This is a genomic window from Zemynaea arenosa (genome assembly GCF_004614185.1).
GTDB classification, from domain to species: Bacteria; Pseudomonadota; Gammaproteobacteria; order Burkholderiales; family Burkholderiaceae_D; genus Telluria; species Telluria arenosa.
This window is the reverse complement of record NZ_SPVF01000269.1, coordinates 65,648-77,718: the sequence shown is the minus strand read 5'-3', so window position 1 is coordinate 77,718 and position 12,071 is coordinate 65,648. Positions and strand designations below refer to the sequence as shown.

Below are 12,071 nucleotides of genomic sequence, written 5' to 3'. Positions count from 1 at the left end.
CGCGCAAGTCGATGTGGCCGGCGATGCGGCCGCCATCCCACGCCAGCCACAGGCGCCGCCAAGCGGCGTCGCCCACCGCCGCCCCGGCACCATCGACAAACGACGCGCGGCGCTCCACGGGAAAGCACGATGCCGCGCGCGGCAAAGGCTGGAACAGGGGCGCCCCGCCGCGCCCATTGCCGGCCAAGTGCTCGTCCAGGTAGGCAAAGAATGCGGAGAAGTCTTCGCTGCCCGCGGCGCGAATCGCGATCATCGGCGCACAGCCCGGCGCGCTCAGAGCGCGCGGGCGATGAGGATTTTCTGGATGTCGGAGGTGCCTTCGTAGATCTGGCACACGCGCACGTCGCGGTAGATGCGCTCGACCGGGAAGTCGCTCACATAGCCATAGCCGCCGTGGATCTGGATCGCATCCGAGCACACCCGCTCCGCCATCTCGGAGGCGAACAGCTTGGCCATCGCAGCCTCCTTCAGGCACGGCAGACCGGCATCCTTCAGCGAAGCCGCATGCCAGATCAGCTGGCGCGCTGCCTCGATCTGGGTGGCCATCTCCGACAGCTTGAACTGCACCGACTGGTGATTGAAGATCTGCTGCCCGAACGACTCGCGGTCGCGCGCATACGCCAATGCCGCCTCGAACGCCGCGCGCGCCATGCCCACCGACTGCGAGGCAATGCCGATCCGGCCACCTTCAAGGCCCGACAAAGCGATCTTGTAGCCCATGCCCTCTTCGCCGATCAAATTCGCCGCCGGAATCCGGCAGTTGTCGAACAGGATCTGCGCCGTGTCCGACGAGTGCTGCCCCATTTTCTGTTCGATGCCCGCCACGATGTAGCCGGGCGCATTGGTCGGCACCCAGAACGCGCTGATGCCCTTCTTGCCCGCCGCCTTGTCGGTCACCGCCATCACGATGGCGACATCCGCGTGCTTGCCGCTAGTGATGAACTGCTTGGTCCCGTTCAAAACATAGGAGTCGCCATCGCGCGTGGCGGTGGTGCGCAGGGCGGAGGCATCGCTGCCCGTGTGCGGCTCGGTGAGCGCGAAGGCGCCCAGCATCTCGCCTTGCGCCAAAGGCCGCAGCCATTGCTGCTTCTGCGCCTCGTTCGCATACATCATGGCGATGCTGCACACCGGGCAGTTGTTGACCGAGATGACGGTGGAGGTGCCACCATCGCCCGCCGCGATCTCTTCCAGCACCAGCGCCAGCGACAGGTAATCCATGCCGGCGCCGCCCAGCTCCTCCGGCACCGCCACGCCAAACGCGCCCAGCGCGGCCAGCTCCTTCAGCTCCGCGGCAGGAAAGTGGTGCTCCTTGTCCCAGCGCGCCGCGTTGGGCGCCAGACGCTCCTGCGCAAAAGCGCGCACGGCGTCGCGGATCATCTGGTGTTCGTCGCTCAGGATCATGGGGTGCTCTTTGTCTCGTTAGATGCTCAGGCTTACCAGGGGATAGGCGAGCCGTCGTAGTTGAAGAATTTGCCGTTGTCGGCGGCCTTGCGCGTGGCCAGTGTATTGCGCAGGCCATGCACGCTCACCTCGGGCGCGATATCCGCCCCGCTGCCGCCCATGTCGGTCTTGACCCAGCCTGGGTGGAAGGCCACGCAGATGGCGCCCTGCGGCCCCCAGGTCAGCGCCGCATCCATCAGCACGGAGTTCAGCGCCGCCTTGCTGGCCCGGTACAGCGACCCACCCGCGCTGGTGCGCGAGCCGATGGAGCCCATGCGCGACGACAGCACGCCGAGTCGCCCGTGCCCTTCGGCCACCAGCGGCCCAATGATCGGCAGGATGCGCATGGCGGCCAGCACGTTGGTGTGCATGACGGCGTCGAAGTCCTCGGTGGTGGGAAAACCGTCGTGGCGCGGGCCGTACACGCCCGCGTTGAGGAAGGCCACGTCCAGCTTTTCGCCGTCGAGCTTCCAGCCCAGGCCTGCGATGGCCTCGGGATTGGTCACGTCCAGCTGGTGCACTTCCGCGCCCAGCGCGTGCAGGCGCGCGATGTCCTCGTGCTTGCGCACAGTTGCGATCACGCGGTAGCCATCGGCCTTGTACTGGCGCGCCAGTTCCAGTCCGATGCCGCGCGAGGCGCCGATGATCAATGCAGTGGGCATTTGCTTACCTCTTGCAGTAAAACGGCGGCTTCAGGGCACGCCGCCGTAGGTTGGAACGCTTACAGCATTTCGATAGCGACTGCGGTCGCCTCGCCGCCGCCGATGCACAGCGAAGCGACACCGCGCTTGCCGCCGGTGCGCTTCAGGGCGCCCAGCAGGGTCACCATGATGCGCGCGCCGGAGGCGCCGATCGGGTGGCCCAGCGCGCAGGCGCCGCCGTGGATGTTGACTTTCGAGTGCGGAATATCCAGGTCGTGCATCGCGGCCATCGGCACCGCGGCGAAGGCTTCGTTGATCTCGAAGAGGTCCACGTCGGCGGCCTTCCAGCCGGTCTTCTTGAACAGCTTCTCCATCGCGCCGACCGGGGCGGTGGTGAACCAGTTCGGCTCCTGCGCGTGGGTGGTGTGGGCGACGATCTTCGCGATCGGGGTCAGGCCCAGTTCCTTGGCCTTGGATTCGCGCATCATGACCAGCGCGGCCGCGCCGTCGTTGATCGACGAGGACGAGGCGGCGGTGATCGAACCGTCCTTCTTGAAGGCGGGCTTCAGCGCCGGGATCTTTTCCGGCTTGGCCTTCAGCGGGCCTTCGTCCTTCTCGATCACGGTGTCGCCGGCGCGGCCGGACACGGTCACCGGCGCCAGCTCCCACTTGAAGTAGCCTTCATTGGTGGCTTCCTGCGCGCGCTTGACGGAGGCGATCGCGAATTCGTCCTGCTGCTCGCGGGTGAACTGGTACTTGGCCACGCACTCCTCGGCGAAGGTGCCCATCGAGCGGCCCTGGCCGGTCTTCTCGTCACGCGAGTAGGCGTCTTCCAGGCCGTCGTACATCATGTGGTCGAACAGCATGCCGTGGCCGATGCGGTAGCCGCCGCGCGCCTTCGGGACCAGGTATGGCGCGTTGGTCATGGACTCCATGCCGCCCGCCACCACGATGTCCGCGCTGCCCGCCACCAGGGTGTCGTGCGCGTGGATCGCGGCCTGCATCGCCGAGCCGCACATCTTGGAGAGGGTCACGGCGCCCGTGGACATCGGCAGCCCGGCCTTGATCAGGGCCTGGCGCGCCGGCGCCTGGCCCTGGCCTGCCATCAGGCAGTTACCGAAGTAGACATGCTCGACCAGCTTGGGGTCGAGCCCCGCGCGTTCGACCGCTGCCTGGATGGCCACGGCGCCAAGGTCGCTCGCGGTCTTGCTCGAAAAATCGCCCTGGAACGCGCCCATGGGGGTGCGGGCTGCGCCAACGATAACGACTGGATCATTCATTGTGCTGGTTCTCCAAATAAGCCGGCGTGTAAGGCGCCGAAGAAGGGTTGGCCTGCTGGTAGCAGAACCGGACTTGTTGCGGATAAGGGAATACGTCTTCAACAACGCCCTCCGCGATGCGTTGTTTGTGCGCTTGCCACCAGGCCGGATCGAGCAGATCGGCGTGGTGCTTCATGAAGTACTGGCGGATCTTGGGGTTCCCGAGCAGGAAGGCGCCGAACTGCTCGGGGAAGACGTCGTGCTTGCCGACCGGGTACCAGGGTTCGGCGCTCATCTCGTCTTCCTCGTTGCGCGGCGCCGGAATGGCACGGAAGTCGCAGTCCGTCAGGTACTCGATTTCATCATAGTCGTAAAACACGACGCGGCCATGCTTGGTCACGCCGAAGTTCTTGTACAGCATATCGCCGGGGAAGATGTTCGCGGCGACCAGGTCCTTGATCGAGTTGCCGTATTCAAGCACGGCATATTCCAGCAGGTGCTCCTTGCCGCTCTTCTCCGCGTTGGCGAGGAAGATGTTGAGCGGGACCATGCGGCGCTCGATGTACAGGTGGCGCACGATGATCTGCTCGTCCTCGATCTCGATCAGCGAGGGCGCGTGCTCGCGCAGCTCGGCCAGCAGCTCGTCGGAAAAGCGCGCCAGCGGGAAGGCCACGTTGGAATACTCCAGCGTGTCCGCCATGCGGCCAACGCGGTCGTGGTGCTTCACCAGCAGGTACTTGCGCTTGACGTCCGCGCGCGTGGTCTCCTTGGGCGGCGCGAAGTGGTCCTTGATCACCTTGAACACATACGGGAACGAGGGCAGCGCGAACACCAGCATCACCAGTCCGCGGATGCCGGGCGCGATCTCGAACTGGTCGGAGGTGTGCTTCAGGTGCTGCAGGTAGTCGCGGTAGAACAGCGCCTTGCCCTGCTTCTGCAGGCCGAGGATGGTGTAGATCTCGCTCTTCGGCTTGCGCGGCAGGAGGGTGCGCAGGAACTGCACGTAGGCCGAGGGCACCTCCATGTCCACCATGAAGTAGGCGCGCGTGAACGAGAACAGGATGGTGATCTGCTCCTGGTCGAACAGCACCGTGTCCAGTACCAGCTCGCCCTTGCGGTTGTGGAGGATCGCTACCACGAACGGGAATTCGCGCCCGCCGTTGATGCCCTTGCCGACGATGTAGGCGCCCTTGTTGCGGAAGAAGAGGCTCGACAGCACGTGGATCTGGTGGTCCGGCTCGATGGTGGTGTCGCGGCCGAACATCTGGGTCAGGCGCTGCTCGACCTGCTCCACGTCGCGGTCCAGGTTCGCGAACTTGGTCTGCAGCTGGAAGTTGGTGACGATGCGCTTGATGGTGAAGCGCAGGCCGTCCACCAGCGGGTAGTACACGCGGTAGGTGGGCAGCAGCTCGTCGGTCTCGATGTACTCGGTCGACACCACCGGGCGCACGAAGATGTATTCGTTGTGATAGTAGGTGCGGTGCAGGATCTGGCAGCACACCGAGTTGAAGAAGGTCTCGGCGAGCTCCGGCTGCTTGTGGCCCGCGAGCAGGCCGATGTAGTGCAGCTTGGTCTCGCGCCAGACGTCGTCCGTCAGCTCGCCCGGGTCGTACTCGTCCTCCAGGATGTGGACGCACTCCTGCACGCGCTTGTCGTAGTAGTCGATGCGCTCCACCTGGGCGTCCTGCGCGGCCGCCCAGTCGCCGCGCTCGAAATGGATGCGCGCCTGCTGGCTGGCCTGGCGGAACAGGCGGTAATGCTTGTCGAAGCCGTCCAGGATCGTGCGCGCGATGTCGTACGCGATCTGCGAAGACAGCAGTTTGGGGAACGCGTGGTTCATCGGGCGCACACGGTGCCGCGGGGGCGGCACCGTTCAATGGAAAACCTCTACTTTACTTCGTTTCGCCGAACAGCTCGCGGCCGATCAGCATGCGGCGGATTTCGCTGGTGCCCGCGCCGATTTCGTAGAGCTTCGCGTCGCGCCAGAGACGGCCCACCGGATACTCGTTGATATAGCCATTGCCGCCCAGGGCCTGGATCGCCTCGCCGGCCATCCAGGTCGCCTTCTCGGCGGAGTACAGGATGGCGCCGGCGGCGTCCTTGCGCAGCGCGCGCACCTGCTCCGGCGTCACCGCACGGTCGCAGGCCTGGCCGACCGCGTACACATAGGCGCGGCAGGCCATCATGGTGGAGTACATGTCCGCCAGTTTGCCCTGCATGAGCTGGAACTCGCCGATCGGCTGGCCGAACTGCTTGCGTTCGTGCACGTAGGGCACCACGGAGTCCATGCACGCGCTCATGATGCCCAGCGGGCCGCCGGACAGCACGGTGCGCTCGAAGTCCAGGCCCGACATCAGCACGTTGACGCCCTTGCCTTCGCCGCCCAGGATGTTCTCGGCCGGGACTTCGCAGTCCTGGAACACCAGTTCTCCCGTATGCGAGCCGCGCATGCCCAGCTTGTCCAGCTTCTGCGCGATGGAGAAGCCCTTGAAGCCCTTTTCGATCAGGAAGGCGGTCATGCCGCGCGGGCCCGCTTCGAGGTCGGTCTTGGCATACACCACCAGAGTGTCCGCGTCCGGGCCGTTGGTGATCCACATCTTGGTGCCGTTCAGAACATAGCGGTCGCCCTTGAAGTCGGCGCGCAGCTTCATCGAGACCACGTCCGAGCCCGCGTTCGGCTCGGACATCGCCAGCGCGCCCACGTGCTCGCCCGAGATCAGCTTGGGCAGGTATTTCTGCTTCTGCGCTTCGGTGCCGTTGCGCTTGATCTGATTGACGCACAGGTTGGAGTGGGCGCCGTAGGACAGGCCCACCGAGGCCGAGGCCCGCGAGATTTCTTCCATCGCCACGATGTGCGCCAGGTAGCCCATGTTGGCGCCGCCGTATTCCTCGGAGACGGTGATGCCGAGCAGGCCCAGCTCACCCATCTTGCGCCACAGGTCCATCGGGAACTGGTCGGTGCGGTCGATTTCGGCCGCGCGCGGGGCGATTTCGGCCTCCGCGAATTGTTGGACGGCTTCGCGCAGGGCGGCGATGTCCTCGCCGTGGTCGAAAGTCAGGCCGGGCAGGTGCAGCATGGTGTCTCCTCAGTGAGGTGGGCGTTCAAGTTGAAGTGTTCGATGATACGCGAGATGTGACGTTAACGTAAACGTCAACTAGCCCGTTGGCAAGCTCAGGCGGCGTTTTTGCCGGCCTGGACGGCTTCGGCCAGCAACTGGCGGCATTCGTCTTCATGGGCGGCGATCTCGGCCAGGGTCACCTCGATGTCCTCGCGCTGCTGCTCCAGCACCTCGCGCTGGTGGGCCAGCACGCCCAGGAAGCGCTCGATCTGGGCGGTGGTGTCCTTGGGCGACTCGTACATGTCGACGATGCTCTTGATCTCGGAGAGCGTGAGGCCCAGCCGCTTGCCGCGCAGGGTCAGCTTGAGGCGGGTGCGCTCGCGCGCGCTGTAGACGCGGTTGCGCCCGCCCACGCCTTCGCGGCTGGGGCTCAGCAAGCCCTGGTCTTCATAGAAGCGGATGGCGCGGGCCGTGATGTCGAATTCGCGGGCCAGTTCGGCGATGGTATAGGTGCGCATGGGTGAGGTGGCTTAGAATCGTCCGCTTGGAACGGATTTTCCGTTTACGTCAACGTAAAGCGCATTGTAGCGCGAAGGCTTCGCCATGAACCAGCTCGAATCCCAGCTCCTGTATCCGTTCGGCGACCAGCTGCCCGAACGAGGCAGCGTGGTGGAGGTGGCGCCGGACGTGTTCTGGCTGCGCATGCCGCTGCCGTTCGCGCTCGACCATATCAACCTGTGGCTGCTGCGCGATGGCGATGGGTGGACGGCGATCGACACCGGCGTCGACCGGCCCGAGGTGCGCGCCGCCTGGGAGCAGGTGCTGGCAGACGTGGTGCTGGCCGGTGGATCCAGCTTGAAGCGCGTGCTGGTCACCCACTGCCACCCCGACCACGTGGGCCTCGCGCACTGGCTGTGCGCGCGCTTCCAGGTGCCGCTGGTGATGACCACCGGCGAATACGCGTTCGCGCGCATGATGGCGGCCGCGCTGCCGGGCGTGGACGGCCCCTCCGCCGTGCCGCACTTCGAGCGCCATGGGTTGTATGACCCGGTGCTGCTGGAGCAGATGCGCGGGCGCCGCAATTATTACCCGTCGCTGGTCCCGGCGGTGCCGGAGGCCTACACCCGCCTGCAGGACGGGCAGGAGATCCGCATCGGCGCCCATGGCTGGCGCGTGATCACCGGCTTTGGCCATTCGCCCGAGCATGCGGCCCTGTATTGCGTGGACCTGAACCTGCTGGTCTCCGGCGACATGGTCCTGCCGCGCATTTCCACCAACGTGTCGGTGTTCGCGGTCGAGCCGGAGGCCGACCCGGTGCGCTGGTACCTGCAGTCGCTGGACCGCTTTGCCGCTCTGCCGGACGACGTGCTGGTCCTGCCGGCCCACGGCCGCCCCTTCCGCGGGCTGCACACCCGCATCGCCCAGCTGCGTGCGCACCACGCCGCGCGGCTGGAGGAAGTGCTGGCCGCCTGCAGCACGCCGCGCACCGCGGCCGAGATCGTCCCCGTCATGTTCCGCCGCCCCCTGGATAGCCACCAGCTCAGCTTTGCCCTCGGGGAGGCGCTGGCCCACCTCAACTGTCTCTTTTTCGATGCCAAGCTGCAACGAATGACCGGACCTGACGGTGTCGTGCGATTTGCAGCAAGTTGATTATTTGTACAGTGCGGCAGTTCCTGACGGTTCCTTCTAGACTGGTACCAGAAAAGCAGATTTACAGCCAAGAATGCGCTAAAACTGTAAAATGGCTGCAGGTAATGGATATGACATTTAAAGGTTTTCCTGCCTTGGAGGCGGGGCGGCCAGAAAGCTTGCCATTTCCATCAAGTGTCAAATATAGGTTGGCTTGTCAGTCACACATGGTCTCAGCAATACAGAGACTGACTTTCATGTCACAGCGTGAAATAGTGCATTCATGAATTCTTCGAACGAACGGGAAAGCTTCAGCGAACGCCTGCAACAGGCTCTCCGAAACGCGCATTATTCCCCCGATAGCCCCACCCGTCTGGCCCGCGAATTTAACATTCGTTTTGAGGGCCGCCCGATCACCGTCCACGCGGCTCGGAAATGGCTGGTCGGCGAGGCCATCCCCACCCAGGAAAAGCTGCGGATGATCGCCCAATGGCTGGGCGTGCCCGCTGAGTGGCTGCGCTTCGGCGGCTCCGAGCATGCGCCCAACGGCAGCGGCGAAGGCGCCAGCAATGCACGCTTCGAATCGGCTGACGTGAAGCTGATCGCCGACCTGCAGCGGCTGGACGAACACCACCGCCAGATCGCGCGCGAGTTCATCCGCATGCTGGTGCGCATGAACTACCAGAAGTAAGGCGTGACATTGTCACCAGCGGCGCGGCAGGTCCGCGCTTTTTTTTCGCGTGGCATTTTCGGCATTGCATAGCGGACCAAACGGTGCAAAGATAGACCGTCGGCAGCACCCCCGCCGGCGCATGCACCACCGATCCTAAGGAATACCCGCCTTATGAAGAGCAACTACAGCAATGCCGCGCAGTTGAAAGACCTGATGACAGCGCCCCCGATGACCGCCGAACAGCACGCGCAAGTGATGCGCAAGCGGATCGAGCAGCGGCGCAAGGTGGAAGAGGCGCGCGATCTCAAGCGCGCCATTGGATGGCAACTCGATAAAAGGTAGGTCACGAAACGGCGCGTCAGGCGCCGTCGTCGTTTTTCAGGCCGCCCCAGCGCGGCGCCAGCGTGTGCGGCAGGCCGTACAGGTCCAGCACGCGCGCGACCGTGTGGTCGACCATCTCGCCGATGCTGGCCGGCTTGTTGTAGAAGCTGGGCAGGGGCGGGAACACGATGCCGCCCATCTCGGTCACGGCCGTCATATTGCGCAGGTGCGCCAGGTTCAGTGGCGTCTCGCGCACCATCAGCACCAGCTTGCGGCGCTCCTTGAGCACCACGTCGGCCGCGCGCGCGATCAGGCTGTCCGAGAGGCCGTGGGCCACCGCGGCCAGCGTCTTCATGGAGCAGGGCGCGACGATCATGCCGCTGGAGAGGAAGGAACCGCTGGCGATGGAGGCGCCGATGTCGCGGTTGCGGTGCACCACGTCGGCCAGCGCTTCCACGTCCTTGCGCGACAGGCCGGTTTCCTGGTGCAGGGTGAGGACTGCGGCGTCGGAGAGCACCAGATGGGTCTCGAGGCCCGCGCCGTCCTGGCTTATGGCGCGCAGGTGCTCCAGCAGCCGCACGCCATAGACCGCGCCGGTCGCACCGGTGATGGCGACGACCAGGCGCTGTACCGATTCAGCAGGCGTTTCAGCCGCCATTCAGCAGGGTTTTCAGTTCGCCCGACTCGTACATCTCGCTCATGATGTCCGAACCGCCGATGAACTCGCCGCGCACGTAGAGCTGGGGGATGGTCGGCCAGTTCGAGTATTCCTTGATGCCCTGGCGCACTTCCGCATCTTCCAGCACGTTTACGGTCGCGATGTTCTCGACGCCGCAGGCCTTCAGGATCTGGATGGCGCGGCCGGAGAAGCCGCATTGCGGGAACTGCGCGGTGCCCTTCATGAACAGCACCACCGGGGTGTTGGTCACGGTCTCGCGGATCCAGTTTTGTACGTCGGAAGTCATGTTTCTGCCTCTACAGGTGGAATGTTTCGATCCCCGCATTCTATAAGAATTCCCGTGTTGCCGCCGGGGGCTTGACTTTGTTTAAGGTCTTGCTAATATGTCGATCAACGATATATCGAGTCTCGATATATCGAGAGACGACACAGGAGGCCCGTTTGGACATCACGAAGTTCTTGCCGCTGTCGGAGGCGACGTATTACGTGCTGCTGGCGCTGGATGAACCGCGCCATGGCTATGCCGTCATGCAGGCGGTGGAGGCCATGAGCGCGGGCACGGTCAGCATCGGCCCGGGCACGCTGTACGGGGCCTTCAACACGCTGGAAAAGCAGCAGCTCATCGAAAAGGTGAGCGAGGAGGAGCGCCGCAAGATCTACGGGCTGACGGCCCAGGGGCGGGCGGTGCTGGCCGAGCAGGTGCGGCGGCTGGAGATCATGGTACGCAACGGGCGCGCGGTCGCCCATCAAACGAAGGGGGCAGCATGAAGGACGAAATGGTCGTGCGGTACCGGTTCTGGCACCTCACCTGGAGCGATGAGCGCGAACAGGACTGGCTGCGGGCGATGGCGCGCGCAGGCCTGCATCTGGTCCGCGCCAACAGCGGCATCGGCCGTTACGTGTTCCGGCGCGGGGCGCCGCAGGATGTGGTCTACAGCGTGGAATTCCGGGGCGGCTGCACCGCGCGTACGGGCGGGCCGGAGCGCGGCTGGGAACCCGTCGCGGGTACGTGCGGCTGGGCCTACTGGCGCAAGCCCGCGCAGGCGCTTGCCACAGGCGAGACCCACGTGGATGCGCGCACCCGGGCTGCCATGCTCCAGCGCTTGCTCGGGGTGATGGTGGTGTGCGGGATGCCCATGTTCACCAACGCGGTGCTGTTCCAGCGCACCCTGTTCGATGTCCATCACTATTCCAGCCCAGTCTCGTATGGCGCTGTGGTGGGCATCTACGCTGCCATGGCGCTGGCCTATGTCGTCGCCTTCGCGCGGCTGGCCAGCCGTATCCACCACTACAAGCGGGGTGCCGCATGAGCAGGGACACGGTGGTCCGCTACAAGTTCCACTTCGTGTGGGAGGACGAGAAGGAGGAGCAGTGGCTGCGCGCGATGGCGCGCCAGGGACTGCATCTCGTGAAGGCGAACCAGATGTGCCGCTACGTGTTTCGCGTGGGCGCGCCGGAAGACGTGGTCTACCGGCTCGACTACCTGACCCGGGCCCGCAAGGATGCCAGCTACTTCCAGCTGTTCCAGGATGCCGGCTGGGAGCACGCGTGGGCGTGCAGCGGCTGGCAGTACTGGCGCAAGCCCGCCGCGGGCGGCGAGCCGGAAATCTTCACGGACCGCCAGTCAAAGGTGGACAAGCTGCGGCGCGTGCGGCAGATCATGGCTGGGGTGGGCGTGACTAGCACGGCCGGCATCTGGGCCAACCCGGTGTACTGGCGCTTCTCCGAGACCGGCATTTCGCTGGCGTCGCGCATCGGCGTGGCGGCCATCGCGGTGGCGGTGCTGGGCATCTGGGTCTATGCGTTCTGCAAGCTCACGCAGCGCATCCGTGCCGTCTCCAGCGCGGCGGTGTGATGGAGACGGTGAGCGTGTGGCAGCTGTTCTGGGTCTGGCAGGACCGGTCACTGGAACGCTGGCTCGGCGAGATGGCTGCGCGCGGCCTGCATCTGGAGCGAGTGCAGCTGTGCCGCTTCGTGTTCCGTCGTGGTCCTGCGGCCGATGTGGTCTACCGCGTGGCCGACGGCAGCGCGGCGGACCAAACCAACGCCGTGCTGGCGCGCGGCGGCTGGCTACGGGTCGACTGCTCCAGCGGCTGGGTCTATTGGCGCCAGTCGGCATCCCGCCTGCAGGACGGCTGGGACGCGCGGCTGTCGAAAACGCAGCGCTACTGGCGCGCGCTCGTGATGCTGTGCTGCTGCGTCGTGCCCCTGCTGGCGTTGGGGCTCCGTGCGCGCGGACCGGTCATCGTGTACGTGGCGCTGGTGTTGTGGGCATATGCGGTCACCCGGCTGGTGCTGCGTCTGCGCGACCTGGACATCGACGCGCCGGCCGTCGCGCCGTGATGCCTGGGCAGCGGTCGACCGCGCGGT

General features: G+C 65.3%; 15 protein-coding genes and 1 pseudogene. 7 read left to right on the top strand and 9 right to left on the bottom strand.

Annotated features, from left to right (window positions below):
* From E4L96_RS22665 to E4L96_RS22635, 7 genes and pseudogenes are all read right to left on the bottom strand, one after another.
* Positions 1-253 (bottom strand): annotated as a pseudogene (locus E4L96_RS22665) (GNAT family N-acetyltransferase); the annotation flags it as partial.
* A 20-nt stretch (positions 254-273) separates the two neighbouring features.
* Positions 274-1,401: an acyl-CoA dehydrogenase family protein gene (locus E4L96_RS22660; protein WP_135209494.1), complete on the bottom strand. Its 1,128-nt coding sequence runs from the start codon at positions 1,399-1,401 to the stop codon at positions 274-276.
* A gap of 32 nt (positions 1,402-1,433) precedes the next feature.
* Positions 1,434-2,102 carry an SDR family oxidoreductase gene (locus E4L96_RS22655; RefSeq protein WP_135209493.1) on the bottom strand — a complete coding sequence of 223 codons (669 nt, stop codon included), beginning with the start codon at positions 2,100-2,102 and terminating at the stop codon, positions 1,434-1,436.
* Positions 2,103-2,161: 59 nt separating this feature from the next.
* Entirely contained in the window at positions 2,162-3,361 is a 1,200-nt protein-coding gene (locus tag E4L96_RS22650) for an acetyl-CoA C-acetyltransferase (RefSeq protein WP_135209492.1), read from the bottom strand.
* Positions 3,354-5,180: a bifunctional isocitrate dehydrogenase kinase/phosphatase gene (aceK, locus tag E4L96_RS22645; protein WP_135209491.1), complete on the bottom strand. Its 1,827-nt coding sequence runs from the start codon at positions 5,178-5,180 to the stop codon at positions 3,354-3,356. The genes E4L96_RS22650 and aceK overlap by 8 nt, the downstream gene beginning before the upstream one ends.
* A 52-nt stretch (positions 5,181-5,232) precedes the next feature.
* Entirely contained in the window at positions 5,233-6,417 is a 1,185-nt protein-coding gene (locus E4L96_RS22640) for an isovaleryl-CoA dehydrogenase (RefSeq protein WP_135209490.1), read from the bottom strand.
* Positions 6,418-6,512: 95 nt separating this feature from the next.
* Positions 6,513-6,917 (bottom strand): MerR family transcriptional regulator, encoded by a 405-nt coding sequence (locus E4L96_RS22635; protein WP_135209489.1) that lies wholly within the window; start codon positions 6,915-6,917, stop codon positions 6,513-6,515.
* Between the two features lie 85 nt (positions 6,918-7,002).
* On the opposite strand from E4L96_RS22635, the gene E4L96_RS22630 reads away from it, so the two are divergent.
* From E4L96_RS22630 to E4L96_RS23935, 3 genes are all read left to right on the top strand, one after another.
* Positions 7,003-8,049 carry an MBL fold metallo-hydrolase gene (locus E4L96_RS22630; protein WP_135209488.1) on the top strand — a complete coding sequence of 349 codons (1,047 nt, stop codon included), beginning with the start codon at positions 7,003-7,005 and terminating at the stop codon, positions 8,047-8,049.
* A gap of 262 nt (positions 8,050-8,311) precedes the next feature.
* Positions 8,312-8,719 carry a hypothetical protein gene (locus E4L96_RS22625; protein ID WP_135209487.1) on the top strand — a complete coding sequence of 136 codons (408 nt, stop codon included), beginning with the start codon at positions 8,312-8,314 and terminating at the stop codon, positions 8,717-8,719.
* A gap of 153 nt (positions 8,720-8,872) precedes the next feature.
* Positions 8,873-9,043 (top strand): hypothetical protein, encoded by a 171-nt coding sequence (locus E4L96_RS23935; RefSeq protein ID WP_167758776.1) that lies wholly within the window; start codon positions 8,873-8,875, stop codon positions 9,041-9,043.
* 16 nt (positions 9,044-9,059) lie between these two features.
* On the opposite strand, the gene E4L96_RS22620 is transcribed toward E4L96_RS23935, so the two are convergent.
* Together E4L96_RS22620 and grxD are read right to left on the bottom strand one after the other, a co-directional pair.
* Positions 9,060-9,680 (bottom strand): UbiX family flavin prenyltransferase, encoded by a 621-nt coding sequence (locus E4L96_RS22620; protein ID WP_135209486.1) that lies wholly within the window; start codon positions 9,678-9,680, stop codon positions 9,060-9,062.
* The gene (gene grxD / locus E4L96_RS22615; protein WP_135209485.1) at positions 9,670-9,987 is read right to left on the bottom strand and encodes a Grx4 family monothiol glutaredoxin; all 318 of its coding nucleotides are present in this window, start codon (positions 9,985-9,987) and stop codon (positions 9,670-9,672) included. Before grxD ends, E4L96_RS22620 begins: the two co-directional genes overlap by 11 nt.
* Before the next feature lie 155 nt (positions 9,988-10,142).
* Between grxD and E4L96_RS22610 the strand changes: the two genes are divergently transcribed.
* The 4 genes from E4L96_RS22610 to E4L96_RS22595 are packed head-to-tail and all read left to right on the top strand — an operon-like array spanning position 10,143 to position 12,044.
* Positions 10,143-10,469, top strand: a complete 327-nt coding sequence (locus E4L96_RS22610; RefSeq protein ID WP_229414720.1) for a PadR family transcriptional regulator — start codon at positions 10,143-10,145, stop codon at positions 10,467-10,469.
* Positions 10,466-11,011 (top strand): DUF2812 domain-containing protein, encoded by a 546-nt coding sequence (locus E4L96_RS22605; protein WP_135209484.1) that lies wholly within the window; start codon positions 10,466-10,468, stop codon positions 11,009-11,011. The genes E4L96_RS22610 and E4L96_RS22605 overlap by 4 nt, the downstream gene beginning before the upstream one ends.
* The gene (locus tag E4L96_RS22600; RefSeq protein ID WP_135209483.1) at positions 11,008-11,556 is read left to right on the top strand and encodes a DUF2812 domain-containing protein; all 549 of its coding nucleotides are present in this window, start codon (positions 11,008-11,010) and stop codon (positions 11,554-11,556) included. The genes E4L96_RS22605 and E4L96_RS22600 overlap by 4 nt, the downstream gene beginning before the upstream one ends.
* A complete protein-coding gene (locus E4L96_RS22595) occupies positions 11,556-12,044 on the top strand; it encodes a DUF2812 domain-containing protein (RefSeq protein ID WP_135209482.1) in 489 nt (162 codons plus the stop codon). Before E4L96_RS22600 ends, E4L96_RS22595 begins: the two co-directional genes overlap by 1 nt.
* Positions 12,045-12,071: the final 27 nt, after the last annotated feature.